Source organism: Nesterenkonia sedimenti (assembly GCF_012641515.1).
Taxonomy (GTDB): domain Bacteria; phylum Actinomycetota; class Actinomycetes; order Actinomycetales; family Micrococcaceae; genus Nesterenkonia; species Nesterenkonia sedimenti.
This window is the reverse complement of the sequence record NZ_JABAHY010000001.1, coordinates 1-25,852: the sequence shown is the minus strand read 5'-3', so window position 1 is coordinate 25,852 and position 25,852 is coordinate 1. Positions and strand designations below refer to the sequence as shown.

The 25,852-nt window shown below is 64.3% G+C and carries 24 protein-coding genes and 1 rRNA gene; 5 read left to right on the top strand and 20 right to left on the bottom strand.

Translation table 11 applies throughout. From position 1 onward, the window contains the following. Positions 1-41: 41 nt before the first annotated feature. From der to HGQ17_RS00085, 9 genes are all read right to left on the bottom strand, one after another. A complete protein-coding gene (der, locus tag HGQ17_RS00125; RefSeq protein ID WP_168885947.1) occupies positions 42-1,547 on the bottom strand; it encodes a ribosome biogenesis GTPase Der in 1,506 nt (501 codons plus the stop codon). Further along, complete coding sequence (gene cmk, locus HGQ17_RS00120) at positions 1,547-2,209, bottom strand: (d)CMP kinase (protein WP_229503217.1); 663 nt, start codon at positions 2,207-2,209, stop codon at positions 1,547-1,549. The genes der and cmk overlap by 1 nt, the downstream gene beginning before the upstream one ends. Positions 2,210-2,259: 50 nt before the next feature. After that, on the bottom strand, positions 2,260-3,369 hold the full coding sequence (locus HGQ17_RS00115) for a prephenate dehydrogenase (protein ID WP_168885945.1): 1,110 nt from the start codon (positions 3,367-3,369) through the stop codon (positions 2,260-2,262). Next, positions 3,362-4,300: a pseudouridine synthase gene (locus HGQ17_RS00110; protein ID WP_229503200.1), complete on the bottom strand. Its 939-nt coding sequence runs from the start codon at positions 4,298-4,300 to the stop codon at positions 3,362-3,364. The genes HGQ17_RS00115 and HGQ17_RS00110 overlap by 8 nt, the downstream gene beginning before the upstream one ends. Before the next feature lie 121 nt (positions 4,301-4,421). Then, entirely contained in the window at positions 4,422-5,078 is a 657-nt protein-coding gene (gene scpB / locus HGQ17_RS00105) for an SMC-Scp complex subunit ScpB (RefSeq protein WP_168885943.1), read from the bottom strand. Next, the gene (locus HGQ17_RS00100; protein ID WP_168885942.1) at positions 5,063-5,944 is read right to left on the bottom strand and encodes a segregation and condensation protein A; all 882 of its coding nucleotides are present in this window, start codon (positions 5,942-5,944) and stop codon (positions 5,063-5,065) included. Before HGQ17_RS00100 ends, scpB begins: the two co-directional genes overlap by 16 nt. 38 nt (positions 5,945-5,982) lie before the next feature. After that, entirely contained in the window at positions 5,983-6,867 is an 885-nt protein-coding gene (locus HGQ17_RS00095; RefSeq protein ID WP_168885941.1) for a ParA family protein, read from the bottom strand. 99 nt (positions 6,868-6,966) lie between these two features. Further along, positions 6,967-7,782, bottom strand: a complete 816-nt coding sequence (locus tag HGQ17_RS00090; RefSeq protein ID WP_168885940.1) for a methyltransferase domain-containing protein — start codon at positions 7,780-7,782, stop codon at positions 6,967-6,969. Positions 7,783-7,800: 18 nt separating this feature from the next. Beyond that, on the bottom strand, positions 7,801-9,744 hold the full coding sequence (locus HGQ17_RS00085) for an acetate--CoA ligase (protein ID WP_168885939.1): 1,944 nt from the start codon (positions 9,742-9,744) through the stop codon (positions 7,801-7,803). Between the two features lie 165 nt (positions 9,745-9,909). On the opposite strand from HGQ17_RS00085, the gene HGQ17_RS00080 reads away from it, so the two are divergent. From HGQ17_RS00080 to HGQ17_RS00065, 4 genes are read left to right on the top strand one after another with little or no spacing between them, the layout of a single operon-like run. Further along, on the top strand, positions 9,910-10,551 hold the full coding sequence (locus tag HGQ17_RS00080) for a GntR family transcriptional regulator (RefSeq protein ID WP_168885938.1): 642 nt from the start codon (positions 9,910-9,912) through the stop codon (positions 10,549-10,551). A 19-nt stretch (positions 10,552-10,570) separates the two neighbouring features. Continuing rightward, positions 10,571-12,088 (top strand): MmgE/PrpD family protein, encoded by a 1,518-nt coding sequence (locus HGQ17_RS00075; RefSeq protein ID WP_168885937.1) that lies wholly within the window; start codon positions 10,571-10,573, stop codon positions 12,086-12,088. 2 nt (positions 12,089-12,090) lie between these two features. Then, positions 12,091-12,987 carry a methylisocitrate lyase gene (gene prpB, locus HGQ17_RS00070; RefSeq protein WP_168885936.1) on the top strand — a complete coding sequence of 299 codons (897 nt, stop codon included), beginning with the start codon at positions 12,091-12,093 and terminating at the stop codon, positions 12,985-12,987. Between the two features lie 30 nt (positions 12,988-13,017). Next, positions 13,018-14,154 carry a bifunctional 2-methylcitrate synthase/citrate synthase gene (locus HGQ17_RS00065; protein WP_168885935.1) on the top strand — a complete coding sequence of 379 codons (1,137 nt, stop codon included), beginning with the start codon at positions 13,018-13,020 and terminating at the stop codon, positions 14,152-14,154. 2 nt (positions 14,155-14,156) lie between these two features. On the opposite strand, the gene HGQ17_RS00060 is transcribed toward HGQ17_RS00065, so the two are convergent. After that, positions 14,157-15,401 (bottom strand): citrate synthase, encoded by a 1,245-nt coding sequence (locus HGQ17_RS00060; RefSeq protein WP_168885934.1) that lies wholly within the window; start codon positions 15,399-15,401, stop codon positions 14,157-14,159. 84 nt (positions 15,402-15,485) lie between these two features. Between HGQ17_RS00060 and HGQ17_RS00055 the strand changes: the two genes are divergently transcribed. Then, the gene (locus tag HGQ17_RS00055) at positions 15,486-16,679 is read left to right on the top strand and encodes a citrate/2-methylcitrate synthase (protein ID WP_229503199.1); all 1,194 of its coding nucleotides are present in this window, start codon (positions 15,486-15,488) and stop codon (positions 16,677-16,679) included. Here the strand turns inward: HGQ17_RS00055 and HGQ17_RS00050 are convergent. From HGQ17_RS00050 to rrf, 10 genes are all read right to left on the bottom strand, one after another. Beyond that, a complete protein-coding gene (locus HGQ17_RS00050; protein WP_168885933.1) occupies positions 16,666-17,292 on the bottom strand; it encodes a trimeric intracellular cation channel family protein in 627 nt (208 codons plus the stop codon). The two genes, HGQ17_RS00055 and HGQ17_RS00050, sit on opposite strands and share 14 nt — an antisense overlap. Before the next feature lie 40 nt (positions 17,293-17,332). Next, positions 17,333-18,319: a site-specific tyrosine recombinase XerD gene (gene xerD / locus HGQ17_RS00045; protein ID WP_324615124.1), complete on the bottom strand. Its 987-nt coding sequence runs from the start codon at positions 18,317-18,319 to the stop codon at positions 17,333-17,335. Position 18,320: 1 nt separating this feature from the next. Continuing rightward, entirely contained in the window at positions 18,321-20,021 is a 1,701-nt protein-coding gene (locus tag HGQ17_RS00040; protein WP_407670711.1) for a CTP synthase, read from the bottom strand. A 22-nt stretch (positions 20,022-20,043) separates the two neighbouring features. Next, entirely contained in the window at positions 20,044-21,783 is a 1,740-nt protein-coding gene (gene recN / locus HGQ17_RS00035; protein ID WP_168885931.1) for a DNA repair protein RecN, read from the bottom strand. Between the two features lie 8 nt (positions 21,784-21,791). Then, positions 21,792-22,775: an NAD kinase gene (locus tag HGQ17_RS00030; protein ID WP_168885930.1), complete on the bottom strand. Its 984-nt coding sequence runs from the start codon at positions 22,773-22,775 to the stop codon at positions 21,792-21,794. A gap of 11 nt (positions 22,776-22,786) precedes the next feature. Continuing rightward, positions 22,787-23,575 (bottom strand): TlyA family RNA methyltransferase, encoded by a 789-nt coding sequence (locus HGQ17_RS00025; RefSeq protein ID WP_168885929.1) that lies wholly within the window; start codon positions 23,573-23,575, stop codon positions 22,787-22,789. Positions 23,576-23,611: 36 nt separating this feature from the next. Beyond that, the gene (locus HGQ17_RS00020) at positions 23,612-23,800 is read right to left on the bottom strand and encodes a hypothetical protein (protein ID WP_168885928.1); all 189 of its coding nucleotides are present in this window, start codon (positions 23,798-23,800) and stop codon (positions 23,612-23,614) included. Further along, the gene (locus HGQ17_RS00015) at positions 23,797-24,606 is read right to left on the bottom strand and encodes an HAD-IIA family hydrolase (protein WP_229503198.1); all 810 of its coding nucleotides are present in this window, start codon (positions 24,604-24,606) and stop codon (positions 23,797-23,799) included. The genes HGQ17_RS00020 and HGQ17_RS00015 overlap by 4 nt, the downstream gene beginning before the upstream one ends. 2 nt (positions 24,607-24,608) lie before the next feature. Next, positions 24,609-25,430: a hypothetical protein gene (locus tag HGQ17_RS00010; protein WP_229503197.1), complete on the bottom strand. Its 822-nt coding sequence runs from the start codon at positions 25,428-25,430 to the stop codon at positions 24,609-24,611. A gap of 99 nt (positions 25,431-25,529) precedes the next feature. After that, positions 25,530-25,646 (bottom strand): 5S ribosomal RNA (rrf, locus tag HGQ17_RS00005). Between the last annotated feature and the right edge of the window lie 206 nt (positions 25,647-25,852).

Sequence of the window (25,852 nt, the reverse complement as noted above, 5' to 3'; positions counted from 1 at the left end):
CGTTCATATCCCGTTCACCTACAGCGGAGCTCAGGCTGTGATCAGCGGCGTTTGCGTTTCTCCCGCACTCGCATCTGCACTTCGATAGGGGTTCCGGTGAAGTCGAAGGTCTCGCGCAGCCGCCTGGTGATGAACCGCCGGTAACCGGGGTCGAGGAAACCGGTGGTGAACAGCACGAATTTCGGCGGACGGGTCGAGGGCTGGGTTCCGAAGAGGATTCGGGGCTGTTTGCCTCCACGCACCGGATGCGGATGGGCAGCGACGAGCTCGCCCAGGAATGCGTTGAGCCTTCCGGTGGGGATCCGCTGTTCCCAGTTCTCCAGGGAGGTGGACAGAGCGGGGCCGAGTTTGTCCTTATGCCAGCCGGTGCGTGCCGAGACGTTGACCCGCGGTGCCCATGCGACATGGGCTAGGTCCCTATCGATCTCACGTTCCAGGTAGTAGCGGCGTTCATCGTCGAGCAGATCCCATTTGTTATAGGCCAGCACCAGGGCGCGGCCGGCGTCCAGGGACATCTGGATGATCCGCACATCCTGTTCGGAGATGGGCTCATCAACAGCCAGCAGCACGACGGCGACCTCTGCCTTGTCCAGGGCGCGTTGGGTGCGCAGCATGGCGTAGTACTCGGAGCCGGATGCCATATGTTGACGACGACGGATGCCGGCGGTGTCCACGAACCGCCATTCCTCACCGGCAAGGGTGACCAGTTCGTCAACGGGGTCTCGGGTGGTCCCGGCGACGTTGTCTACGACCACGCGCTCCTCACCGGCGAGTTTGTTCAGCAGGGAGGATTTGCCCACATTCGGCCGGCCGACCAGGGCCACCCGGCGGGGTCCGCCAACCGGTACCATGCCGCCGTACTGCGCGGTCTCAGGCAGATGCTTCATCGCGGCATCCAGGAGGTCACCGGTTCCTGTGCCGTGCAGTGCTGAGACGGGGTAGGGCTCACCGAGTCCCAGGTTCCACAGGGGGTAGACCTCGGTCATCTGGGCGGTGGAGTCGATCTTATTGGCCGCCAGCAGCACCGGTTTCTTCTTCCGGCGCAGCATTTTGACCACGGCCTCATCCACGGCGGTGGCTCCGACGAGCCCATCGAGGACGAAGACCACGACATCGGCCTCGTCCACGGCCAGTTCGGCCTGGTCAGCTACCCGTTTGTGGATGCCCTTGGCATCGGCCTCCCATCCCCCGGTGTCGACCAGGGTGAAGTCCCGCCCATTCCATTCGGCGGGGTAGGTCACTCGGTCTCGGGTGACTCCGGGGACGTCCTCGACCACAGCCTCCCGGGAACGGATGATCCGGTTGACCAGGGTGGATTTGCCGACATTGGGCCGACCGACGATCGCCAGCACAGGAGGTGCCGGCACATAGGGCTCGGCCCCGTCCTCGTCGTATTCATCGGCGAGTAGGGCCGCGTCCTCATCGTCGAGTTCGTAGTCCTGTAGGCCCGCGCGCAGGGCAGCGGCCCGGGCCTCGGCCTCATCCTCACTGATCTCGGCCAGGCGCTCAGCCAGGTTGTCCTGGTCCTCAGGGAATTCTTCGCTCATCAGGCAGCATCTTCCTGGGCGATCTGCACCCGGCCGATCAGGGAGTCCACGGTCTCTTGGAATGTGAGGTCGGAGGAGTCCAGAACTGCGACCCCATCGGCGGCCTCGGTGAAATTGGAGGCCGCGGAGTCCTTCTTATCGCGCTCCAGAACCTGTTTCTTCAACGCCTCGGCATCCTGGGTGCCGCCAAGCTGTGCTCCGCGGCGGCGCAGACGTGCCTCGGCGGAGGCGGTCAGCAGCACCCGGACCTGGGCATCGGGGGCCACCACAGTGGTGATGTCCCGGCCTTCGGCCACAATGAACCCGGCCTCGTCGATAATTCGACGCTGGGCTGCCACCAGCAGGGAGCGTGCCCTACGGTTGGTGGCCACCTCGGAGACCTTCTCGGAGATCCGCGGTTCCCGGATGGCGTCGGTGACGTCCTGGGAGCCCACGCAGATCACCTGGTGATCGGGGTCGGTGGAGATGTTCATGGGCAGTTCTTCGACGGCGACGGCGACTGCCTCTTCGTCGTCGAGGTCGATCTGCTGGTCCAGGCAGTACCAGGTGGCTGCCCGGTACATTGCCCCGGTGTCCAGATAGCCGGCGCCGAGGTGGGTGGCTGCGGCCCGGCACACACTGGACTTCCCGGAGCCGGAGGGCCCGTCCACGGCGATGATCATCCGAGGCGCCCCCGGATCTGTCGCCGGTGGTGTCTGTTCGGTGTGTGTGCTCACGAAAGTACTACCTTCCATCCCATCTCAGTCAGCGCTTCTGCCAACTCATCTCGTCTGCCCGGCAGAACGGACACTTCCAACATACCTACTTGGTGCCCGGCCGAGTGTTCCATCCGGAGGTCCTCTACGTTGACCCCGACGGTGGAGACATCATTGAGCACTGCGGCGATCTGTCCGGGTTTGTCATCGATGATCACCGTCACCACCGCGAAGGACTGCGGGGGCGCTCCGTGTTTGCCCGGGATCCGGGTGACCCCGGCGTTGCCCTCGGCGATCAGTTGGGCGATATCGGCCTGGCCGCCTGGGGCCTCTGGTTCCTCCAGGGTGCCGATGAGCCGCTCGATGTCCTCACGCAGTCCGTAGAGGATCTCCACCACTGGGCGGGCGTTGCCGGAGAGAATCTGCACCCAGAGGTTGGGGTCGCTGGCTGCGATCCGGGTGACATCGCGCAGGCCGTTGCCGGAGAGAGCCAGGGCGCTGGTCTCGGCATCCTGCAGCCGGCTGGCCACCAGGGATGCGGCCACCTGGGGCAGGTGGGAGATCAGGGCTACCGATTCGTCATGTTTGGTCGCTGTCATCCGGTGCACGCTGGCGCCGAGACTGCGAGCCAGGGCGGTGGCGGTGGCCACGGCTTCCTCGGAGGAGGTCTCGTGGGCGCAAATGACCCAGGGCATGGAGGTGAACAGCTCTCCCCTGGCGGCCACGGGTCCGGATTTCTCCCGACCTGCCATGGGGTGGGTGCCCACATACCGGTGGAGGTCCTGTTGCTGCAGCGGGTGCTGGGCATCAGCTGCCAGAGCATTCAGTTGGCTCAGGATCTTTCCTTTGACCGAGGCGATGTCCAGCACGGTGGCTGTGGGGTGGTTCTGCAGGGCATCGGCAACTTCCTGCGCGGTCACCTCCGGTGGGGAGGCGACGACGACGATCTCGGCCTGATCTCCGGCCTCATAGATGGTGCCGGCTCCGATGTCCTGGGCGATCCGCTGGGCTGTCGGTGAGGGGTCGGATAGCCAGACCTTCTGCCCGGCTGCCCGCAGGCCCAGGCCGATACTGGCCCCGAGCAGGCCGGTGCCGCGGATCAAGACTGTGCGCTGGGGCTCAACCATTGCTGCCTCCAGTGCTGGTGAGGTCCATGAGATGGCCGATCTCCTGGGGTTCGAGGTCTCGGAGGCTGCCCTGGGCCTGGTCTCCGATAGTGATCCGGCCGATTCCGGTGCGCACCAGGCGCTGGACAGGATGGCCCACGGCTTCGAACATACGGCGCACAATTCGGTTGCGTCCCGAGTGCAGGGTTATCTCCACCATGGTCTTCGACCCTGCGCTGCCGATGATGGTGCAGTCATCTGCGGCGATCGGCCCGTCCTCGAGCTCGATGCCGCTCTTCAGCTGTTTGGCCTTCTTGGCCGGCAGCTGGCCGCTGACCTCGGCGAGGTAGGTTTTGGGCACCTCGTAGGAGGGGTGGGCGAGTTTATTGGCCAGCTGACCGTCATTGGTCAGCAGCAGCAGGCCCTCAGTCTCGTAGTCGAGCCGGCCAACGTGGAAGAGCCTGAGGTTCTTATACTCCCCGGTCAGAAAATCGCCGATGCTGCGCCGACCTTCGGGGTCGGACATAGTGGTCATCACCTTGGCCGGTTTGTTGAACATCACATATCGGTGTTCGACATCGAGGGTCACCCGGACCCCGTCGACGTGGATGGTGACATCCTCAGGTTTGACCCGGACACCGGGTTCAATGATGACTTTGCCATTGACGGAGACCCGGCCCTCGGCGATGAGATTCTCGCAGACCCTACGGGAGGCGACCCCGGCGGAGGCCAGGACTTTCTGCAGGCGGGTGCCGTCGTCGTCGTGGACGGCCCGGAAATTGGCCTCGGCCTCATCGGCGCGGATTTTGACAGGTTTCGGTTCGGCGTTGATCAGCCGTTCGGGGTTGGCCTTGGCGAAGGGTCCGCCCTCGGTGCCTGGCTTAGGGGTTCGGGCTGCCCGGGTTGCCCGTGGCGCAGGCTTCTTCGGCCTGCGTTTACCCTGAAAACTCATGCCGATCATCCTACCGGCCCGAGGACGTTGCATTTACCGCGTCCTTATTGAGTTCCCGTCTGCTGATAAGGCTGCGGCTGACCAATAACTACGCGGCAGCCTGTGGCCTGGACTGTGGAGCTCAGGCGGAGGTCTCCGTCTCGTCCAGATCCTCAACACCTGGCAGATGAGGGCTGAGTTTGGGCAGATCCTCCAGGGAGTCCAGTCCGAGGCGTTCGAGGAACTCCGCGGTGGTGGTATAGAGGGTGGCGCCGGTAACCGGATCGGTGCCGGCGGTGTCCAGCAGTCCGCGTTGAACCAGGGTACGGACCACCCCATCGACGTTGACCCCGCGGATTGCTGCCACGGCGGATCGGGCCACCGGCTGCCGGTAGGCGATCACGGCAAGGGTTTCCAGGGCTGCCGGGGAGAGTCGGGAGGTCTGGCCGCCCAGGATGAAGGCTGAGACCTGGTCGGCATAGCGCAACCGGGAGTAGTAACGCCAGCCGCCGGCGACCTCGCGCAGCTCAAAACCGCGCTGCCTTCCGGGGGGCTTATCCCCCGGCCAGTTCTCATCGACACCATCGGCCTCAGCGCGCAGTTCATCGAGCAGGACCTGCACCTGGTGCTGGGGCAGGTTGACCGCTGCGGCCAGCTCAGCAGGGGTCACCGGTTCCTCGGCGACCATCAGCACCGCTTCGATGGCGCCGAGATAATCCTCATGGGAGACCAGATGGGAGGATTCGGCTTCCTCCAGTGCTGGGTTGATGTTCTGCTGACCGTTCACTGTTGGTCCCATTCCTCTTCTGCACGGGCCAGGGTCTCGGCGGCCTCTTCCTGACTGCTGCCGGACCAGGTGATGGTCAGGTCCCCCAGGGGCTGGTCCTGGTCGAAATCGATGGCCCGGTCGCGGAAGAGCTCCAAAAGTCCCAGAAAACGCACGACGACGACCAGGCGGTTCTCCGCCTGGGCCACCAGGTCTTGGAACCGGCAGGTGCCGGCCTGGCGCAGCTGCTCGGTCATCGCCGCCATCTCCTCGCGCACATTGACCGCATGAGCATGCAGATGCTCCAGCTTCACATGGTCCGGTTCATAGTGCTGGCGGGCGAAGGCCTTCTCGGCCAGGGCCTTGAGATCCTCGGCGGTGGTGTTCCAGACCAGCTCGGGCAGCAGGTTCTGCATATCCGGGTGAGTACCTGGACGGCGGGGGAAGCGCCCGGCGTTCTGACTGGCGGCCTGCCCCATCTGCTCGGCGATCTGCTTGAATGCCTTGTACTGCAGCAGCCGGGCGAAGAGCAGATCCCTGGCCTCCAGTGCCGCGATGTCCTCCTCAGATTCGACCTCGGAACCGGGCAGCAGCTGGACCAGTTTCATATCCAGAAGGGTCGCTGCCACGAAGACGAAGTTCGAGGACTCGTCCAGAGCTTTCTGGGCGTCGAGAGTGCGCACATAGGCGATGAACTCATCGGTGACTTCACCCAGGGCCACTTTGGTGACGTCCATCTTTCGTTTGGCGATCAGACCCAGCAGCAGGTCGAAGGGGCCGTCGAACCCATCGAGGGTGACGGTGAACCCAGAGCGAAGTTCCTCCCCGTCCTCGCCGGTGAGGCCCTCGGCACCGGAGGCTGGCGCCTGGTCCAGTCCGGTCTCAGCGGCGGTGACCATTAGGCAGCCGCCGTTCGCTCACGTGGACGTCCTCGCACCTACGGTGCTCCTCCCCGACTGATCAGTTCGCGGGCCAGCTGACGGTAGGCCTTGGCGCCGTCGTGCTTTGCCGCGTAATTGGTGATCGGTTCGGCGGCCACTGTGGCATCTGGGAATTTCACCGATCGTTTGATCACCGTTTCGAAGACCTTCTCCCCGAAGGCCTCGACGATCCGTTGGATGACCTCTTTGGCGTGGGTGGTGCGCAGATCGACCATGGTGACCAGCACGCCGTCGATCTCCAGATCGGGGTTGATGCGGTCCTGGACCTTCTCGATGGTGTCCTTGAGCAGGGCCACTGCGCGCAGGGCGAAGAACTCAGCCACCAGTGGGATGACCACACCATGGGCTGCGGTGAGCGCATTGACTGTCAGCAGTCCGAGGCTGGGCTGGCAGTCGATGATGACGACGTCGTAGTCGTCACGGACCTGCCGCAGGGCACGTTCCAGGACCTGTTCACGGCCGACCTCGGTGACCAGCTGGACCTCAGCTGCGGAGAGGTCGATATTGGCCGGCAGCAGGTCAACCCCAGGCACATGGGTGGAGACCAGGGCATCGTTGACGGTGACGGATTTCTCCATCATCACGTTGTAGACACTGGTCTCGAGCTCATGGGGGTTGGCGCCCAATCCCGCCGAGAGTGCCCCCTGGGGGTCGAAGTCGACCATAAGGACTTTGCGGCCGTATTCAGCCAGGGCGGCGGCGAGATTGATCGCCGAGGTGGTCTTACCGACCCCGCCCTTCTGGTTGACCATGGCGATGACGCGGCCCGGACCATGCGAGTCGAGGGGCTCGGGCACCGGGAACTCATGCTTGGGACGGCCGGTGGGTCCGATGATCGCCTCACCGTGGATGGTGAAGAGCTCCTTCGGCTCGGAAGTCAACGTATTGCTCCTGACGCGTCGGCCCGGCTGGGCACTGCAGTGGTCACTGACTCGACCAGATTACCGCCTGATCTCACATGGGCAACCAGCAACCTTCTACTAGCCAGTACGCCGGGCGATGAAGAAGATCCGTCGGAACGGCAGCACAGTGCCGATCTCGCTGGCGGGGTAGGCATCTCGCAGTGCGGCCTTGTACTGACCGATGAAGTCGTCACGGACCGGCGGTGGTAGTTGTTCCAGTACTGGTTTGGCCCCGGTGGCCGAGATCCACTCGAAGACTGGGTCTGGGCCCTGCAGGATGTGGAGGTAGGTGGTCTCCCAGGCTTCGACCTCCCAGCCGGGCCGGGAGATCTCCTGCAGATAGTCGCTGGGCTCAGCAGTGGGGCGCAGCAGGCGGGATGGGTCGATGTGCTGGGCATAGGGTTCGGCTGCGGCCATCTCGTAGAGCAGCCGGTGGCTGGGGTTGCTGAAGTTTCCCGGGACCTGGACTGCGAGCGCACCGCCGGGGGCGAGGATCTCCATCAGCCCGGGCAGCAGCTGGCGGTGATCGGGCAGCCATTGCAGGGCGGCATTGGAGATGATGACATCGACCTCTCCGGTCTCGGCTACTTCCTGGGGCAGTCCCGCGCTGCTGATGCTGCGGATATCGGCCTGGTGGAAGCGAATGTCCTCGCCCGCCCAGTTCCCTTCGGCCGTGCGCAGCATCTCGGGGCTGGAGTCAATACCCAGGACCCTCGCCTGAGGCCAGGTGGCCCGGATGACCGGTACCGCGTTGCCGGCACCACAGCCGAGGTCCAGTACAGAGGCCGCATGCGGGTGCCGGATCCGATGGATGAGATCCACCAGGGGCTGCAGCCGCTCGGCACTGAACTGAAGATAGGCCTGTGGATCCCATCCGGTGCTCTCTGCGCTCATACCCCGGAAGGCTATCGGCTATTTGGCGCCTGCGCTGCCGCGCAGTACCGGAAGAAGGGCATCGATCACCGCGGGATCCTCAATGGTGGAGGGCACTGTGTAGTCCTGGCCGTCGGCAATCTGGCGCATGGTTTTTCGCAGGATCTTTCCTGATCTCGTCTTCGGCAGGGCCTCCACCACCGATACCTCTTTGAAATCGGCCACCGGCCCAATAGTGGCGCGGACATGGGCGACCAGTTCCTCGCGCAGCCGCTGGTGGTCGATCTCAGCACCGGATTTCAGCACCAGGAACCCGGCAGGGCGCTGTCCTTTGAGCTCATCGGCCAGGCCGATCACCGCACATTCGGCCACTGCCGGATGCTCAGCCACTGCGGCTTCGATCTCCCCGGTGGAGAGCCGGTGCCCAGAGACATTGATGACATCATCAGTCCGACCCATGACATAGATATAACCGTCCTGGTCGATATAGCCGGAGTCTCCTGTGGTGTAGTACCCCTCGAAGGCGCTCAGATAGGCATCCACATACCTGTCATCATCACCCCACAGTGAATGCAGGGTCCCCGGCGGCAGCGGCAGTTTGATCGCGATATTGCCCTCCTGCCCCGCAGGCAGCGGCTCCCCCATGGGGTCCAGGACTTCCACCTCGTAACCGACCATCGGCAGGGTGGCTGATCCCTCTTTGACCGGCAGCTGTTGGATACCCACTGGATTGGCGGCAATCGGCCAACCGGTCTCGGTCTGCCACCAATTGTCGATCACCGGGACATCCAGGGCCTGCCCGATCCAGCGTTGGGTCTCAGGGTCCAGGCGCTCGCCGGCGGAGAAGAGGTACTGCAGGCTGGAGATATCGTAGTCGGCCACCAGGCTGGCCTCGGGGTCGGCTTTGCGGATCGCCCGCAGCGCAGTGGGGGCGGTGAACAGAGATTTGATCTTATGCTGTTCGACCATTCGCCAGAAGGCCCCGGCATCCGGGGTGCCCACCGGTTTGCCCTCATAGAGCACGCTGGTGGCCCCGGCCAGCAGCGGGGCGTAGACGATATAGGAGTGCCCCACCACCCAGCCGACATCGGAGGCACAGAGGATGACCTCATCAGGCCCGACGTCGAAGATCGACGGCATAGTCCACTGCAGCGCTGCGGCGGTTCCGCCCTGATCGCGGACCACCCCTTTGGGTTTACCCGTGGTCCCGGAGGTGTAGAGGATATACAGGGGGTGGGTGGCATCCACAGTCACCGGATCGGCTGGTTCGGCCTGTGTGGTCAGCTGATGCCAGTCATGCCACTGCACAGCGGGGCTCGTCGCCGAGGTTGTCGCTGCTGCTGAATCCAGACTGGTTTCGAATCCCTCACGATCAACGACGACGACATCCCGAACCCCATGCTGGGCCAGCTGAACGGCCTCGGCGACTTTGGGCAGGTACTCGATCCGGCGGGTGGGCTCAATACCGCCGGTTGCGGTGATCACGGTATCGGGGGCGGCGTCGTCGATCCTTGCGGCGATCTCCTTGGCGGCGAATCCGCCGAAGACCACTGAGTGCACCGCTCCCAGGCGGGCGCAGGCCAGCATGGCGATAACTGCCTGCGGGATCATCGGCAGATACAGCAGAACCCGGTCCCCGGGGCTGACCCCGAGGCCGGCGAGCGCACCAGCGGCGGTGGCCACCTCATCTCTGAGCTCGGCATAGGTGTAGCTGCGGGAGCCCTCGGTGACCGCCGAATCGTAGATCAGGGCAGTGCAGTCTCCCCGGCCGGCGGCGATATGCCGGTCCAGGGCGTTATGACAGAGATTGAGCTGCCCATCGGGGAACCACCGGTATAGGGGTGCATTGCTCGCATCCACTGCAGCAGTTGGAGAGCTGTCCCAGTCGAGTTCTGCGGCGGTCTCCAACCAGAAGCCCTCCCGGTCGGTGATCGACCGCTGATGCAGTTGGCGATAGTCAGTATGGGAGGTTGAGGCGTTCATCTATCGCTCCTTCGGCACAAGAGGCTGTGCAGACAGTTCAATGCATGTGTCCTGCATCACACAGACTAATACCTGAAACACTCTGTGTATACACCTGGGCGGACTTCCACCCAGAAACCCAGAAGACCCTGCCAATTTCGCATGACTGTGTATACACTGATGAGCATGCGGGCAAGTGACGCAGCCTACAATGCGCTGCAGGAGCAGATCCTTGAGGGCCATCTTGCCCCGGGGACCGTGCTGGCCGAGGTCGAGCAGTCCGAACGGCTCGGTGTGTCCCGCACCCCCGTGCGCGAGGCCCTGTCCCGACTGGTGGCCGCCGGTCTGGCCACCCAGCAGCGCGGCCGCGGGACCGTGGTCAGCGAGATATCACCGGAGAACATCGACCAGCTCTTCGAACTGCGCATCCCCTTGGAGACCCAGGCCGCCGCCCTGGCCGCCCGCCGCTGTGACCCCACAGTCTTCTCCGCCCTGGCCGCAGAATTCAGTGATCTTCCTCCGGAAGCCGAAGCAGAGGACTACTACGCCCTGGCTGCCCGGATGGATGCGGCCATCGACCAGGCTGTGGCCAATCCCTATCTCAGCGGCACACTGGCCAATCTGCGCATCCACCTCACCCGGATTCGCCGGATGGCCCGCGACCGGCCCGAACGCCTGCAGGAGTCAGCGGCTGAGCACCGCGATATCTGTTTGGGCATCGCCTCCGGCGATCCTGAGATGGCCGAGGCGGCCATCCGTCTGCACCTGCGCCGAAGTCTTGCCTATATCGCCCGACAGCGGCAGTCTGAACCTGTATCCACACCATGAGAGAGGACACACCCACCCCATGATCGAACATAATGTCCGGGTCCACCCCAGCAAGGACAACCTCGCCCGGGAGGATCAGCTGGCCTATAAGATCGCCCAGGTCGCAACCGATCCGGTCGCTGTCGAGGACGAGGTCACCGAGATGGTCATCAACCGGGTGATCGACAATGCCGCGGTGGCCGTGGCCAGCCTCAACCGGGCACCGATCGTCGCCGCCCGCTCCCAGGCCCTGGATCATGCGGTCACCGCCAACGGCTCGGGATCCTCTATCTTCGGCATCGCAGAGAAGTCCTCCTCCGAATGGGCCGCCTGGGCCAATGGTGTGGCGGTGCGAGAACTCGACTATCACGACACATTCCTGGCCGCGGACTACTCCCACCCCGGGGACAATATCCCCGCCATTCTGGCGGTGGCCGAGCACACCGGGGCCACCGGTGCCGATCTGGTCCGCGGTATCGCCACCGGCTATGAGATCCAGGTGGACCTCGTCAAAGCCATCTGCCTGCATAAGCACAAAATCGACCATGTCGCCCACCTCGGCCCCGCTGCCGCGGCAGGTATCGGCACCCTGCTGGGCCTGAACACGGAGACCATCTTCCAGGCCGTGGGCCAGGCTCTGCACACCACCACCGCCACCCGACAGTCCCGTAAGGGCGAGATCTCCACCTGGAAAGCCCATGCCCCTGCCTTCGCCGGGAAGATGGCTGTCGAAGCAGTGGACCGGGCGATGCGGGGCCAGACCTCACCGGTGCCCATCTATGAGGGTGAGGACGGGGTGATCGCCTGGATGCTGGATGGCCCCGATGCCGACTACACCGTACCGCTGCCGGGTCCCGGTGAGGCCAAACGCGCCATCCTGGACACCTACACCAAGGAGCATTCCGCCGAATACCAGGCACAGGCCTGGATCGACCTCGCTCGGAAGCTGCATAGGGAACATCCCGAGGTCACCGATCCCGCCAATGTGGAATCAGTACTCATCCGCACCAGCCACCACACCCACTATGTGATCGGCTCCGGGGCAAACGACCCCCAGAAATACGATCCCACCGCCTCCCGGGAGACACTGGATCACTCCATCCCATATATCTTCACCGTCGCCCTGCAGGACGGGGCATGGCACCATGTGGACTCCTACGCCCCCGAACGTGCCGGCCGGGCCGACACTGTTCAGCTGTGGCATAAGGTCACCACCGAGGAGGACCCCGAGTGGACCCGGCGCTACCACTCCCTGGACATCTCCGAGAAGGCCTTCGGCGGTTCCGTGGAGATCCGACTGACCGATGGTCGGGTGATCACCGATGAGATCGCTGTGGCTGATGCCCACCCGCTGGGCGCCCGGCCCTTTGCGCGGGCCCAGTACATCACCAAGTTCCGCACTCTGGCCGAAGGGGTCCTCGACGAGGCCGAGATCGAGCGGTTCCTGCAGACCGTTGAGCGTCTTCCCGAGCTGACTGCCGAGGAGCTGGTGGGGCTCAATGTCCAGGCCGCAGGCGGCGTCGTGGATCTCTCGGCATCTCCGAAGGGACTGTTCTGAGCATGCTGTACGCCAAAACCACCCCCGAGGCCAAGCGCGAAAAGCTGCGCGAGATTCTGACCCCCGGTGCGGCCCGGCAGTTCCCCGGCACTTTCACTCCCCTGTCGGCCCCGCTGATCCAGGAGAAGGGATTCGATGGGCTCTATGTCTCCGGGGCTGTGCTGGCCAATGAGCTGGGACTGCCCGATATCGGACTGACTACCCTGACTGAGGTGGCCCAACGGGCGGGCCAGATCGCCCGGCTCTCCGATCTGCCCACGATTGTGGATGCCGATACCGGTTTCGGCGAACCGATGAACGTCGCCCGGACCATCCACGAACTGGAGAACGCCGGGCTGGCCGGCTGCCATATTGAGGACCAGGTCAACCCCAAACGATGCGGGCATCTCGACGGCAAGGCGACTGTGGACACCGAAACCGCCACCAAACGGATCAAAGCCGCAGCTGAGGCCCGCCGGGATGAGAACTTCCTGATCATGGCTCGCACTGACCTGCGGGCCGCAGAGGGACTTGATGCCGCCATCGACCGGGCCAAGGCTCTGGTGGCCGCCGGGGCCGATGCGATCTTCCCCGAGGCGATGGCTGATCTCTCAGAGTTCGAGGTGGTCTGCTCGGCAGTGGATGTGCCGGTGCTGGCCAATATGACCGAGTTCGGCAAATCCGAGCTGTTCACCCGCGAGCAGCTGGCTGCCGCCGGGATCGCACTGATCATCTACCCGGTGACCTCACTGCGCACCGCGATGGGTGCGATCGAACGCACGCTGGACACTATCCGGTCCGAGGGCACCCAGCAGCCAGCGGTGGAGCAGATGATGACCCGGGCCCGGCTCTACGAGCTGGTCGACTACGAGGCCTACAGCAGTTTCGACTCCGGCATCTTCGACTTCGAAGTGCCATAAAGGTTTCACCCAACCCCCAGGAGGTCAATGATGACTGAAGAAACCGTCTACAAAGGACTTGCCGGGGTGGTCGCCGACCACACCGCTATCTCCAAGGTCAACCCGGAGACCAACTCTCTGCTCTACCGGGGGTATCCCGTCCAGCAGCTTGCCGCCCAGCTGAGCTTCGAGGAAGTTGCCCTGCTGCTGTGGAACGCTGAACTGCCCACTGAGGAGGAGTTGGCGGAGTTCATCGAATTCGAACGCAGCAACCGGGCCCTGACCCCTGAGGTCAAAGCCGCCATCGACCTTCTGCCCACCGACTGTCACCCCATGGATGTGGGCCGCACTGCTGTCTCGGTGATCGGGGCCAATGATCCCGCCTCGGAGGATTCCTCCCCGGAGACTGAACTGCTCAAGGCCAAGCGGCTCTTTGCGGCCTTCCCCGCGGTAGTGGCCTATGACCAACGACGACGACGCGGCCAACAGCCGGTCGATCCCCGGGAGGACCTCGACTACTCCCAGAACTTTCTGTGGATGACCTTCGGCGAGGAGGCCGCCGAAGAGGTTGTGGACGCCTTCCGAGTCTCGATGGTGCTCTACGCAGAGCATTCCTTCAACGCCTCCACCTTCACCGCCCGGGTGGTCACCTCAACCCTCTCGGATCTGCATTCGGCCGTTACCGCGGCTATCGGTGCGCTCAAGGGTCCCCTGCATGGTGGGGCCAATGAGGCGGTGATGCACACCTTTGAGGAAATCGGCATCCGTCAGGAGGAGACCCGGGAAGAGGCCGCAGCCCGGGCCAAGGCCTGGATGGAGGATGCCCTGGCTGCGAAGAAGAAGGTCATGGGCTTCGGGCACCGGGTCTATAAGAAGGGTGATTCCCGGGTCCCGACGATGAAGCAGGCCCTGGATGCCATGGTCGAACACTTCGGCCGGGAAGAGATGATGGGTCTCTACGACGGGTTGGAACAGGCCATGGATGAGGCCAAGGGGATCAAACCGAATCTGGACTATCCGGCCGGTCCCACCTATCACCTCATGGGTTTCGACACTGAGCTGTTCACTCCCCTGTTCATCGCCTCACGGATCACCGGGTGGACGGCTCATATCCTCGAACAGCGTGCGAATAACTCGCTGATCCGCCCACTGAGTGCCTATAACGGTCCCGCCGAACGGCAGCTCTAGCTTTAAGGGCCGGTGTAGCGGCCCTGGGGGCGCAGCCGCAGCGGCTGCTGGTGGTATTCAGCGATGGCATGGGCAATCCAGCCCACCGAGCGGCCCAGTGCGAAGAACAGTGGGGCGTCGTCGTCGTTCATTCCTGCTGCCTGGGTCAGTGCTGCCAGGGCGAGGTCGATATTCGGCTGCAGCTGGCCTGACCCTCCGGCCTCCTCCACCAGGGCGGCCACCGCCTCGACCACCGCTGGCCCATGGGGCAGTGCCGGGATCAGCTCCAAGAGGGTTTTGGCCCGGCAGTCTCCGTCCTGGTAGGCGAAATGCCCGAACCCCGGCAGGCCCCTGCCGTTTGTGGAGGTCATGATCTCCGCCACCGCATGATGCGGGCCCTGCCCGCTGCGAATGGAGCGCAGCAGTCTCGCCGCCGAGTGGCTGGCGTGTCCGTGCAGGGGTGTGGCGAAGGCCCCCAGTGCCGCGGAAAGCACCGCATAGCCGGAACCACGTGCCGAGGCTGCGATCCGCCCGGCCAAGGTGGAGACTGCGAGGTCATGGTCGATGGTCAGGATCAGCGCGGCATTGATGGCCTGCAGATACTCGGGCTGAAGGTCCTGGTCCGACAGGGCCAGCCAGAGCTGCTCGGCCACTGAGCTGGAGTCGGCTGGCGAATCCGTCTGTCGCCGTGCACCTCCGCTGCTATGGGCCAGCACGGCCGGAGCTGCCAGGAGGAACCGGGAGCCAGCTGCCTGCAGCCCCTGAGCCGTGCCTGCAGCAGTTTGGGGATCAGTTGCGCTCAGGGCCAGGGCGAGTGCACTGAGCTGATCGGTCCGACTGGCCGCCGCCGGCATTGCCGCCAGAAAGGCCTCTGCTGCGGTGAGGTCCTGCTGAGATGGCCTGGTCAGCTCAGCGGCATAGTCTCCGGTCCAGATCCAGGCGGCGACCTCCTCGACTGTTCTGGATCGGGCCAGAGCGCCCGCCGGCTGTCCGCGCAGATACAGCTCATCGTCTTCGACCACTGCCAGATCAGTGTCCAGAACCATCAGTGGTTTTGCTGCCAGACTTCCCTGCCGCCTGACAGGTTGGGACCGGCGGCGGGCAGCGAACTCCTCAACCTCCAAGGGATCGAATCGTGAACCCTGGGGAGTGCGCAGACAGCCGATCAGTCCCCGGGAGACATAGGCGTAGAGAGTCTGCACCTTGACTCCGAGCCGGGCAGCCACCTCATCGGAGGTCAGCATGGCGGACTGAGCATCACTGGCCATATTGATCCAATCAACATTGATTCGCTCCTCCCATGATTAGACCATGAAGCGACTGCTGAGCAGTCCGATGCGAAGGAGACACTGATGAGCAACCAGAGCAATACCGGCACCGACCGGATGGATGACACCCTGATCGAGGTCCCTCGGGGGCTGACCAATGTTGCGGTGGCTGAGACGGCGATCAGTCAGGTCCGCGGCTTGGAAGGCTATTACCAGTACCGGGGGCATTCGGCCACTGAGGTGGCCCGGACTGCCAGCTTCGAGCAGGCCTGGCAGCTGCTGATGGATGGGAACCTCCCCGACGACGACGCCGGTCTGGGCGACCAGGCAGTGGCCCTGCAGCAGGAGCACCGGCAGCTGGTCACCGATATCGCCCGCCGCACCCTCCCCGCCCAGCAGGCTCAGTCACAGGGCACATCCTTCAATGCGCTGACCGGTCTGCAGGTCGGTCTTCCGCTGATCGCCTCGGAGCTGGGCCTCAAACCGCTCTATGACTTGGATCCGCGGACCCGGCGGGAACAGGCGGTGCTGATGATCGCACTGACCCCTCAGCTGCTGACCACCCTGCACCGGTTCGCCCGCGGGGAGACCGAATTGGTGCTCTCAGAGCAGACTGGTTTTGTGGCCCGGTACCTGCATCAGCTCACCGGTGAGCTGCCTGCGGAGAAGACTGTGGCCGCTCTGAGCACATATCTGGTGGCAGCAATGGAGCATGGGTTCAACGCCTCCACTTTCACTGCCCGGGTGATCGCCTCCACCGGGGCTGATATCGCCGCCTGCCTGGCAGGCGCCCTTGGGGCGTTCACCGGTCCCCTACACGGCGGTGCGCCCTCTCGTGCCCTGGAGACCTTGGATGAGGTCCAGGCCTCGGGGGCCGAAACTGAGCAGTGGCTGCGGGATGAGATCTCCTCGGGCCGCCGGCTGATGGGCTTCGGGCATGCGGTCTACCGGACCGTGGATCCGCGCTCCCAAATGCTCAAGGAAGTCGTCTCTGACCTCGGTGGGGACCGAGTCTCCTCTGCCCTGGAATTCGAGGAGGCAGCTGAGAAAGTGCTTCAGGAGCTGAAGCCCGGACGCGGTTTGCACGCCAATGTGGAGTTCTATGCCTCAGTGCTGCTGGAGCACTGTGGGATTCCCCGGCAGATGTTCACTCCGACCTTTGCAGTGGCCCGGGTGGTGGGCTGGGCAGCCCATATTCTGGAACAAGCTGAGGACACCAAGATCTTCCGCCCTTCGGCGAAGTTCACCGGTGAGCAGCTGAGAGCTACTCCTCGTTGATGTGTTTACCGGCCAATGGGATTCGCCAGCCGAAGCGCAGTGAGAGCATCCGCAGGGTGAAGACAAGTGCGGAGATGGCCAGCCCGCTCCAGATGGTGAAGATACCCAGCTCCAGGGTCAGCACCGTGAGGCCAGCCCCCAGCATGGCCGGCAGTGCGTAGACCCCTCGGGGGTTGAAGATCTGGGGCACCTCATTGGCCACCACATCCCGCAGCGCTCCGCCGCCGACCCCGGTGGTCAGTCCCAGGAGAGTGCAGGCCACCGGGTTCAGCCCGGCCTCATAGGCGATCACGGCCCCGGTGAGGCAGAACAGAGACAGCCCCATGGCGTCGAAGGCCAGCAGGGTCTTACGCAGTCGGTTCTCGTAGAGGAGTTTTGCGGCCACCAGGACCACCGCCAGCAGCACCGGCAGGAGCAACAGGGAGTTGGTCATGGCCACTGGTGGGCCCTGGTCGATCATGAGGTCACGGACCACTCCCCCGCCGAGGCCGGCGAGGCTGGCCAGGAGCACGGAGCCGACGAGGTCGAACTGTTTCCGGGCAGCCAGCAGCGCCCCGGAGACCGCGAAAGCGAAGATCCCCAGCAGTTCCAGGGGCAGCATGAGTGCATCCATGGTCTATGACCTTTCCATCCAGGCCTGTGTTCTGCCTGGTCTACCGCGCACGGGGGTGGGCAGTCTGATACTGCTCACGCAAGGATTCTATGGTGACCTTGGTGTAGATCTGGGTGGTGGTAACCGAGGCGTGGCCCAGCAGTTCCTGGACCGTTCGGATATCTGCACCGCCCTCCAGCAGGTGGGTGGCGCAGGAGTGGCGCAGGGTATGCGGGGAGACCTCAGCAGTGATTCCGGCAGCATCGGCGGTCTTCTTCAGCACTTCCCAGGCTGATTGCCGGGAGAGCCTGCCGCCGAGTTTGTTCAGGAACAGGGCGGGGCTGGCGCCGCTGCGCCCGGACCGGGCGGCGGCCTTATCCGCCAGAGTGGTCCGGCCGGCACTGGAGAGGTAGTTCCCCAGTGCCTCCTGGGCTTTGCTGCCCAGGGGAACCATGCGCTGTTTATTGCCCTTACCGGTGACCCTGACCAGCACCAGTCCGCCTGCTCCGGCGTCCTGGACGGCGTGGACATCGTCGACGTCCAGGGCCACCGCCTCGCTGATCCGGGCTCCGGTTGCGTAGAGGAACTCCAGCAGCGCCCTGTCCCGCAGTCCCAATGGGGTTGCCGGATCCGGTGTCTCGATCAGCGCTACGACCTCATCGGTGCTCAAGGCCTTGGGCAGTGATTGGGTCAAGGTGGGAGCGACGACGTCGGCTGCGGCATCATGTGCTGCCCGCCCCTCCTGTGCCCAGTACTTATGGAGGCCGCGGACTGAGGCCAGCATCCGCGCAGTGGAGCGTTCGGAGAGGGCAGTTCCCTCATCACTTCCGGTGGTCACCACCTGGAGGTAGTCCGAGATATGCCCGGAGTCCACCTCCGCCGGCCGGTTGAGGTTCCGGCCGGCGAGATAGGCGGTGTAGCGCACCAGATCGCGCTCATAGGAGGCCAGGGTATTGGCTGAGGAGCCGCGTTCGATCCGCAGGTGGGCGAGGTAGTCGGCCACCTCCGGCCAGAGCGGGCTGGTCTCAGCCGCCTGACGGATGCTCACGTCAGCTGCTGCGTCGGCGAGCCAGCCCGGCCCCGATGAGTCCAGCGAAGAGCGGGTGCGGGTTGGTCGGCCGTGACTTCAGCTCAGGATGCGCCTGGGTGGAGACATAGTAGGGGTGGACCTCTTTGGGCAGTTCCACGAATTCCACGAGCAGGCCGTCAGGGCTGGTTCCGGAGAAGACCAGGCCAGCCTCGCTGAGCTGGTCCCGGTACTCGTTGTTGACCTCGTAACGGTGCCGGTGGCGTTCAGAGACCTCGGTGCTCCCATAGGCTGCAGCCACGACACTGTCCTCAGCCAGGACTGCGTCATAGGCGCCCAGGCGCATAGTGCCACCGAGATCGCCGGCACCTTCGACGATGTTCTTCTGCTCGGCCATTGTGGCGATCACCGGGTAGGCGGTCTCCGGGTCGAACTCAGTGGAGTTTGCCTGGGTCAGTCCGAGCACATTGCGGGCGTATTCCATGACCATGGTCTGCAGGCCCAGGCAGAGGCCCAGGGCTGGGATCTTCTGTTCACGGGCGTGCCGCAGGGCGCCGATCTTGCCGTCGAGGCCACGGACACCGAAGCCTCCGGGCACGCAGATGGCGTCTACGCCGTCGAGAGCTTTGGCCGCGCCGTCGGGGTCGGAGCAGAGGTCGGAGGGCACCCAGCGGATCTTGGTGCGCGCGTTATGGGCGAAGCCGCCGGCTCGCAGTGCCTCGCTGACCGAGAGGTAGGCATCGGGGAGGTCGATGTATTTGCCGACCAGGGCGACTTCCACATCCTCATCGGGGTTGTGCACCACATTGAGCAGGCGGCTCCACTTGCTCCAGTCCACATCCTTGAACTTCAGGTCCAGGGACTGGACGACATAGGCGTCGATGGCCTGCTTATGCAGGATCTTAGGGATGTCGTAGATGCTGGGGGCATCGGCGCAGTTGATGACTGCATCGGCGTCGACATCACACATCCGGGAGATCTTGCCGCGGATATCGGCCGGCAGTTCCCGGTCCGAACGCAGCACGATGCCATCGGGCTGGATGCCGAGGCTGCGCAGGGCGGCCACCGAGTGCTGGGTCGGCTTGGTCTTCAGCTCCTGGCTGGGACCGATATAGGGAACCAGGGAGACATGCAGGAAGAAGACGTTCTCTCGGCCGATGTCCTGGCGCAGCTGGCGGGCTGCCTCCAGGAAGGGCTGGGATTCGATATCCCCGACGGTGCCGCCGATTTCGGTGATGATGATATCTGGTGCTTCGCGGTCGCCGGGCTCATCGGCGGGCAGCCGCATCCGGCGTTTGATCTCGTCGGTGATATGCGGGATGACCTGGACGGTGTCGCCGAGGTAGTCGCCGCGGCGTTCCTTCTCGATGACCGAGGAGTAGATCTGGCCGGTAGTGACGTTATTGAGACCGTCGAGGCTCTCGTCGAGGAAACGTTCGTAATGACCGATGTCGAGGTCGGTCTCTGCACCGTCCTCGGTGACGAAGACCTCGCCATGCTGGAACGGGTTCATCGTTCCGGGGTCAACGTTGAGATAGGGGTCGAGCTTCTGCATCACGATCGAGAGGCCGCGGGCTCTGAGGAGATGCCCCAGGGATGAGGCCGTGAGGCCTTTGCCGAGTGAGGAGACAACACCACCGGTGACAAAGATCTGTCGGGTGCTGTCGGGACTGTTCTGATTCCGGGAATTAATGCGCTGCGCCACGGGATTCCAGCCTATCACTCGGTATGGGTAGTTGTGATCTTCATAAGGTACCGGACTCCTCGGCTGCGGTCTCGAGGAGCTCGGCTGCATGGTCTCGGGCTGCCTCGGAGTCCTCCTGGCCGGCCAGCATTCGGGCCAGTTCCCCGATGCGTCCCTGCTTGTCCAGGGGGTGGACATCGGAGGCGGTGACTCCTGCGGCGGCATCGGAGGTTTTATGCACTCGGATGTGGTGGTCTGCGTAGGCGGCGACCTGGGGCAGGTGGGTGACAACAATCACCTGGGCGTGTCGGGCCAGGGCGGCGAGTCGTTTGCCGATCTGGACTGCTGCCTTGCCACCGACCCCGGAGTCGACCTCGTCGAAGATGAAGGTTCCGGCGTGGTGCTTCTCGGCCAGGACTACCTCCAGGGCGAGCATGATGCGGGAGAGTTCACCGCCGGAGGCGCCTTTGCCCAGGGGAAGCGGCTGCGCCCCGGAGTGTGGGCTGAGCAGGAACTCCACCGTGTCGGCACCGTGTGGGGTCAGCATCTGGCTGGGTTCCACCGCGGCGGTGAGCTTGGCCTGGGGCATGGCCAGGGCTTTGAGCTCCTCCCCCACTGCTTGGGCCAGTTGTTCCCCGGCGCTCTGCCTGCGTTGGGTGAGCTCGGCCGCGCTCTGCCAGAGTTTCTCCTCCAGCTGTTGGACCTCGGCTGTGAGCTCTTCGATCCGGTCGGTATCAGACTGCAGGGTGCCCAGCCGTTCTCTGGATTCCTGGGCCCAGTTGATGACATCGGTGATCTCGGGCCCGTAGAGCCGCAGCAGCTTGTCGATCTCGGCGCGCCGGGCGTGGACCTCGGCGAGACGTTCGGGGCCGGATTCCTCCAGGCTGGCGGCGTAGATACCCAGTTGGGAGGCGGCATCGGTGAGCACGGCGGAGGCCTCGCTGAGCTGCCGGGAGATCTCTGTGAGCTCCTGATCCTCGGCGCCGGTGCCGTTGATGGCGGAGAAGGCTGCTTCGACCAGTTCCACCGCGTTCGGGCCGGGTTCGGTGACCTCGGCGGCGTCTCCTCCGGAGAGCGCGGTCTGGGCGGTTCGGGCGGCCTCTCGGAGGGTCTCGACGTTCTCCAGCTTCAGCGATTCGGCTTTCAGCGCCTCGTCCTCCCCCGGCTGGGGGTCGACGGTGTCGATGTTCTCCAGGGCCTGCTGGAGGTGCTCGGCCTCGCGGCGGCGCTCGAGTTCGTTGCTGGTGATTTCTTCCAGTTCGGCCTTCTGCTGCTGGTAGTGGCTGAAGTTCGTTTGGTATTCGCTCAGGAGGCTGGCGAATTCCTCACCGGCATAGGCGTCCAGGGCTGAGCGTTGGGCGGTGGGGCTCTTCAGCCGCAGCTGGTCGCTCTGGCCATGTACGGTCACCAGTTCCGCCCCGACCTCTGCGAGGACGGAGACCGGTACTGCTCTGCCGCAGAGGCTTGCCCTGCTGCGGCCCTTGGCGCTGACTGCTCGGCCCAGCAGGATCGGCTCAGGTTCGTCGTCGTCGGTCTCTTCTGCCAATGCCCCGAGTTCGATGGCCTGGTGGCGGGCGGGATGAGTGGCGGGGACCTGGATCTCGGCGTCCACGGCGGCTTTGGCGGCTCCTGAGCGGACGGCTGTTGCCTCTGCTCGGGCGCCCAGCAGCAGGCCGAATGCGGTGACCACCATGGTTTTGCCGGCGCCGGTTTCGCCGGTGACCACATTGAAGCCCGGTGCGAGGTCGAGTTCGGCGCGTTCGATGACGCCGAGGTCGCTGATGCCCAGATGCTCGATCATGATGGTCTCTATCCTGCCCCCAGTCCTGCCTCGGGGTCTGGTCCCAGTCCGATCTCCGGCTCCCGGGAGGGCAGGGTGTTATGGGCCTCTACGGGGCCGCGCCAACCAGTTGTGGGGAGGTTGAATTTGTCCACCAGCCGTTGGGAGAACGGGGTCTGGTGCACCCGGGCCAGCAGCACGGATTTCTCCGAGCGGGTGACCTCGACTCGGGCACCGGGGGGCAGTTCCATGGATCGGCTGCCATCGCACCAGAGGATGCCGCGTTCGTCCTCGCGCTGGAGCAGTTCGACTGCCATTACCGAATCCGGGGCCACCACCAGGGGGCGGGCGAAGAGGGCATGGGCTGAGATCGGCACCAGGACCAGTGCCTGAACCTCGGGCCAGACTACTGGGCCGCCGGCGGAGAAGGCATAGGCGGTGGAGCCGGTGGGGGTGGACATCACGATGCCGTCGCAGCCGAAGGCGGAGACCGGTGCGCCGTCGATTTCGATGACGAGCTCCACCATGCGCTGGCGGGAGGCTTTTTCGATACTGGCCTCGTTGAGCGCCCAGCTGGATCCCAGATGTTGATCGGCCTGCCAGACTTGGACGTCTAGGGCCATGCGTTCTTCGACGGTGTAGTTCTGGTCGATGACCCATTGGACGGAGTCGTCGATCTGGGTGCGTTCGGATTCGGCCAGGAATCCGACATGTCCGAGGTTGATGCCCATCAGGGGAAGACGCGCATCGCGGACGCGGTCCGCGGCTCGCAGGATGGAGCCGTCTCCGCCGAGGACCATGCCGATCTCGCAGTCCTGGATTTCGACCTCGCGCCCGGCCACAGCGATATTGGCGGCTTTGAGGCGCTGCTCTGCGGCGGCGGCGAGGGACTGCAGGTTATGTTCCAGCATCACCGGGCGCAGGCCGGCTGCGTGGAGGTTCTCAGCGACGGTTACGGCCGCCTCCACCGCATCGCGGCGGCCGGTATGCGCCAGGACGAGTACTGCTCGCACCTATACCTCCTTCAGCCGAAGTCCACATTCTCCAGGTCAGCGGTTTCCAGCCTATCGTTGACTCCGGACACTGGCTGCAACCAGAGGAAGAACTCGGCGTTGCCGTCCTGTCCTGCCAGGGGTGAGCGCGCCACGGCACGGGCGGCCAGCTGGTGTTCGGCCGCGGCCTCCAGCACCCCGGTGACCGCTTCACGGCGCAGCCCGGGGTCGGTGACCACTCCGGTGCGCGGTAAGCGTTGGCGGCCGACTTCGAATTGGGGTTTGACCATCAGCAGCATCTGACCCCGCTCGGTCAGCTGCTGTGCCAGCGGCCCGATGACCAGTTGCAGGGAGATGAAGGAGAGGTCTGCGACGATCAGATCGAAGGGCGCTCCGAGGTCGCCGGCTTCGGCATAGCGTAAGTTGATGCCTTCAATATTGGTCACCTGTGGGTGCTCCCGCAGCGAGGGCGCCAGTTGGTCGTGTCCGACATCGGCGGCGACGACATGATCGGCCCCATAGTGCAGCAGCACCTGGGTGAAGCCTCCAGTGGAGGCCCCGGCATCGAGGCAGCGTGTGCCGCGGGGGTCGATATCGCTGAAGGTCTCCAGTGCCCCGAGGAGTTTATGCGCGGCCCTGCTGACCCAGGGGTCCTCTCCGGTGACTGCCACCTGTTGCTCGGCCCGCACTGTGGTGGAGGATTTCTTCACGACGACGCCGTCGATGGTCACTGAGCCGCCGCTGATGAGCTGGCCGGCCCTGCTGCGGCTGGGGGCTAGTCCGCGGGCTACCAGTATCTTGTCCAGCCGGTCGGCGGTCATCGGCGTGTGTATCCCTCAGGTGACAGGTGAGCGGGGCTATTCGCCTGCAGTCTTCTGCAGGCGCTGGGTCAGTTCCTGGTGCAGTGTCTCGGCCTCGCGGATCTTTTCTTCGACCTTCTCCAAGCTGAGTTGGGCGGTCTGTTCACCTGTGGCTTCGGCGGAGGCCTCTGTCTGCGGGTTCTCTGCCAGCTCCTGTTCGGGGGGCTGTTCTGGAGTTTCTGTCATGAGTTGAGACTCCTGTGGTTGCCGTTGAAGATATCGGCCAGGGTTTCCAGGACCCAGTGGGGCGTTTCCGCTCCGGTGGCCTCTTGGGCCTGCGCCAGCGTTGTGGCTCCAGTAAGTACCAGGGCGGTGGTGTAACCGGCCCGGTTGCCACCGAGGACATCGGTGTCGAGCCGGTCGCCGATCACCAGTGGTCGCTGAAGGCCCAGTGCCTCGGACGCCTGCTGGAACATCACTGGTTCGGGTTTTCCTGCGGCCAGGGGCCGCTGGCCGGTGGCGAAGCTGACTGCTTCGACCAGGGCACCATTGGCAGGAGCCAGACCGCGGTCTCGGGGTACGCTGCGGTCGAGGTTGGTGGCGAACCACTGGGCACCTCGGTTGATGGCATAGGAGGCCTCTGCGAGGTCAGTCCATCCCAGTGTCGGTTCGAAGCCCTGGATGACGGCATCGGGTTTGTCATCGGCGGAGTCCACCAGCTGGTAGCCCTGTTGGCGGCAGAGGTCTTTGAGGGATTCGCTGCCGGTGACCAGAACCTTGGCTGGGGCGGGCAGGTGCTGGCTCATCAGGGCCACTCCGGCAGGTGCCGAACCGTAGACTTCCTCTGGCTGGGCGGGGATGCCCAGTTCGTTCAGATGTGCTGCGATCTGCTCGGCAGAGCGCGAGGCATTATTGGTGACGTATGCGCAGGCTATGCCGCGGCCCTTGAGGTTCTCTACTGCCTCTTTGGCTCCGGGGACGGCGTTGGGGCCGGCATAGAGGACGCCGTCGAGGTCGAAGAGGACACCGTCATGGGATTTGATCAGCGCCATGGTCAGCGCCCGCCCTCCTGTCCGGGAACGTGCTTATCCCCCAGCACATCTTTGACTTTGGGGGCTGGGGCTTCTTCGGCGTCGTCGAAGTCCAGGATCTCGGGGTCTTCGAATATGCCGGTGCCGAGGGCTTTTTCAGCAATGCCGATATGGCGGTGCCATTTCTGGGCTTCCTCGTCACGTCCGAGGTTTTCAAGTGCCTCTGCATAGGCAGCGTAGAGTCGGGGGCTGAAGCTGTAGGCCCGTTTGAGGTCGAGTTCGGGGATCTCCAGGGCGGTGAGGGCGGCCGCGTGGTTTCCGAGGTCCTGGTAGGCGCCGGCGGTGACGATAGCCAGTTCGGCACGGGGTGCGCCCTTGAGCTGCTGAGCTTCGGGTTCCTGGGCCAGTTCGATGGCCTTCTCGGGCTTCTCCTGGGCACGCAGGCAGTCGGCGATGACGGAGAGGTGTGTCTGGTCTCCGCTGATCCGGCGATAGGTCCGCAGTTCACGCAGAGCCTCCGCGTAGTCTCCTGCGGCATAGGCGGCCAGGCCTACGGCTTCACGGACGATGGCCAGACGCCCACCGCGTCGCGAGGCTGCCAGGGCGTGTTCCAGGGCCAATGCCGGGTCGATATCGAGCAGTCGTCCTGCCATGACCAGATGCTTGGCCACCCATTTGCGGTTGCTGTCATTGAGGGTGCCCAGCTGGCGGGCTGCGTCCCGATCGAGTTCTTTGCCGGTGACGTCCTCGTCAATATCTGGCGACCGTCCACGGTCATCCCGGTTGGAGCGCCGGAGGTCCCTGGGGTTACGGCTGGGACGGTCTCGTTCGGAGCGCTCAGACATAGCGTGGTCTCTTTTCATCACTGCAATAGGATATCGGGCATACAGAAAACCCCCGCACTCGGCGCCTTTGCCGTGTGCGGGGGTTTCCCTCTAATTTGTGTCCGGCGGTGTCCTACTCTCCCACACACTCTCGAGTGCAGTACCATCGGCGCTGTGGGCCTTAGCTTCCGGGTTCGGGATGGGACCGGGCGTTTCCCCCACGCTATAACCGCCGTAACCCTACCAACCACAACCCCCACAGGGGGGGCGGGTAAAACTATGGGTCACAACAACAGGTGACACTATTCAACTATCACACCCCCACTAAGGGTGTGTACTGTTCTTGGGTCCATCAACAACCAGGGTTGTTGAAAGGGGACCGCAGAGTGGACGCGCAACACACAAACAATTCTGAGCACAAGTATCTTTTGAAGATGTGTGGT

What these genes read in the sequence shown, in the direction of transcription:
- HGQ17_RS00080 (WP_168885938.1), top strand. Translation starts at nt 9,910, where the DNA reads ATGCGGGCAAGTGACGCAGCCTACAATGCGCTGCAGGAGCAGATCCTT.
- HGQ17_RS00075 (WP_168885937.1), top strand. Translation starts at nt 10,571, where the DNA reads ATGATCGAACATAATGTCCGGGTCCACCCCAGCAAGGACAACCTCGCC.
- HGQ17_RS00060 (WP_168885934.1), bottom strand. Translation starts at nt 15,401, where the DNA reads ATGGCCAGTGATGCTCAGTCCGCCATGCTGACCTCCGATGAGGTGGCT.
- prpB (WP_168885936.1), top strand. Translation starts at nt 12,091, where the DNA reads ATGCTGTACGCCAAAACCACCCCCGAGGCCAAGCGCGAAAAGCTGCGC.
- cmk (WP_229503217.1), bottom strand. Translation starts at nt 2,209, where the DNA reads ATGATCATCGCCGTGGACGGGCCCTCCGGCTCCGGGAAGTCCAGTGTG.
- HGQ17_RS00010 (WP_229503197.1), bottom strand. Translation starts at nt 25,430, where the DNA reads ATGTCTGAGCGCTCCGAACGAGACCGTCCCAGCCGTAACCCCAGGGAC.
- HGQ17_RS00015 (WP_229503198.1), bottom strand. Translation starts at nt 24,606, where the DNA reads ATGGCGCTGATCAAATCCCATGACGGTGTCCTCTTCGACCTCGACGGC.
- HGQ17_RS00050 (WP_168885933.1), bottom strand. Translation starts at nt 17,292, where the DNA reads ATGGATGCACTCATGCTGCCCCTGGAACTGCTGGGGATCTTCGCTTTC.
- HGQ17_RS00115 (WP_168885945.1), bottom strand. Translation starts at nt 3,369, where the DNA reads ATGGTTGAGCCCCAGCGCACAGTCTTGATCCGCGGCACCGGCCTGCTC.
- HGQ17_RS00055 (WP_229503199.1), top strand. Translation starts at nt 15,486, where the DNA reads ATGAGCAACCAGAGCAATACCGGCACCGACCGGATGGATGACACCCTG.
- recN (WP_168885931.1), bottom strand. Translation starts at nt 21,783, where the DNA reads ATGATCGAGCATCTGGGCATCAGCGACCTCGGCGTCATCGAACGCGCC.
- HGQ17_RS00100 (WP_168885942.1), bottom strand. Translation starts at nt 5,944, where the DNA reads ATGGTCACCGCCGCTGAGACCGGACTGGACCAGGCGCCAGCCTCCGGT.
- HGQ17_RS00110 (WP_229503200.1), bottom strand. Translation starts at nt 4,300, where the DNA reads ATGAGTTTTCAGGGTAAACGCAGGCCGAAGAAGCCTGCGCCACGGGCA.
- der (WP_168885947.1), bottom strand. Translation starts at nt 1,547, where the DNA reads ATGAGCGAAGAATTCCCTGAGGACCAGGACAACCTGGCTGAGCGCCTG.
- HGQ17_RS00065 (WP_168885935.1), top strand. Translation starts at nt 13,018, where the DNA reads ATGACTGAAGAAACCGTCTACAAAGGACTTGCCGGGGTGGTCGCCGAC.
- scpB (WP_168885943.1), bottom strand. Translation starts at nt 5,078, where the DNA reads ATGGGACCAACAGTGAACGGTCAGCAGAACATCAACCCAGCACTGGAG.
- HGQ17_RS00025 (WP_168885929.1), bottom strand. Translation starts at nt 23,575, where the DNA reads ATGACCGCCGACCGGCTGGACAAGATACTGGTAGCCCGCGGACTAGCC.
- HGQ17_RS00020 (WP_168885928.1), bottom strand. Translation starts at nt 23,800, where the DNA reads ATGACAGAAACTCCAGAACAGCCCCCCGAACAGGAGCTGGCAGAGAAC.
- HGQ17_RS00085 (WP_168885939.1), bottom strand. Translation starts at nt 9,744, where the DNA reads ATGAACGCCTCAACCTCCCATACTGACTATCGCCAACTGCATCAGCGG.
- HGQ17_RS00090 (WP_168885940.1), bottom strand. Translation starts at nt 7,782, where the DNA reads ATGAGCGCAGAGAGCACCGGATGGGATCCACAGGCCTATCTTCAGTTC.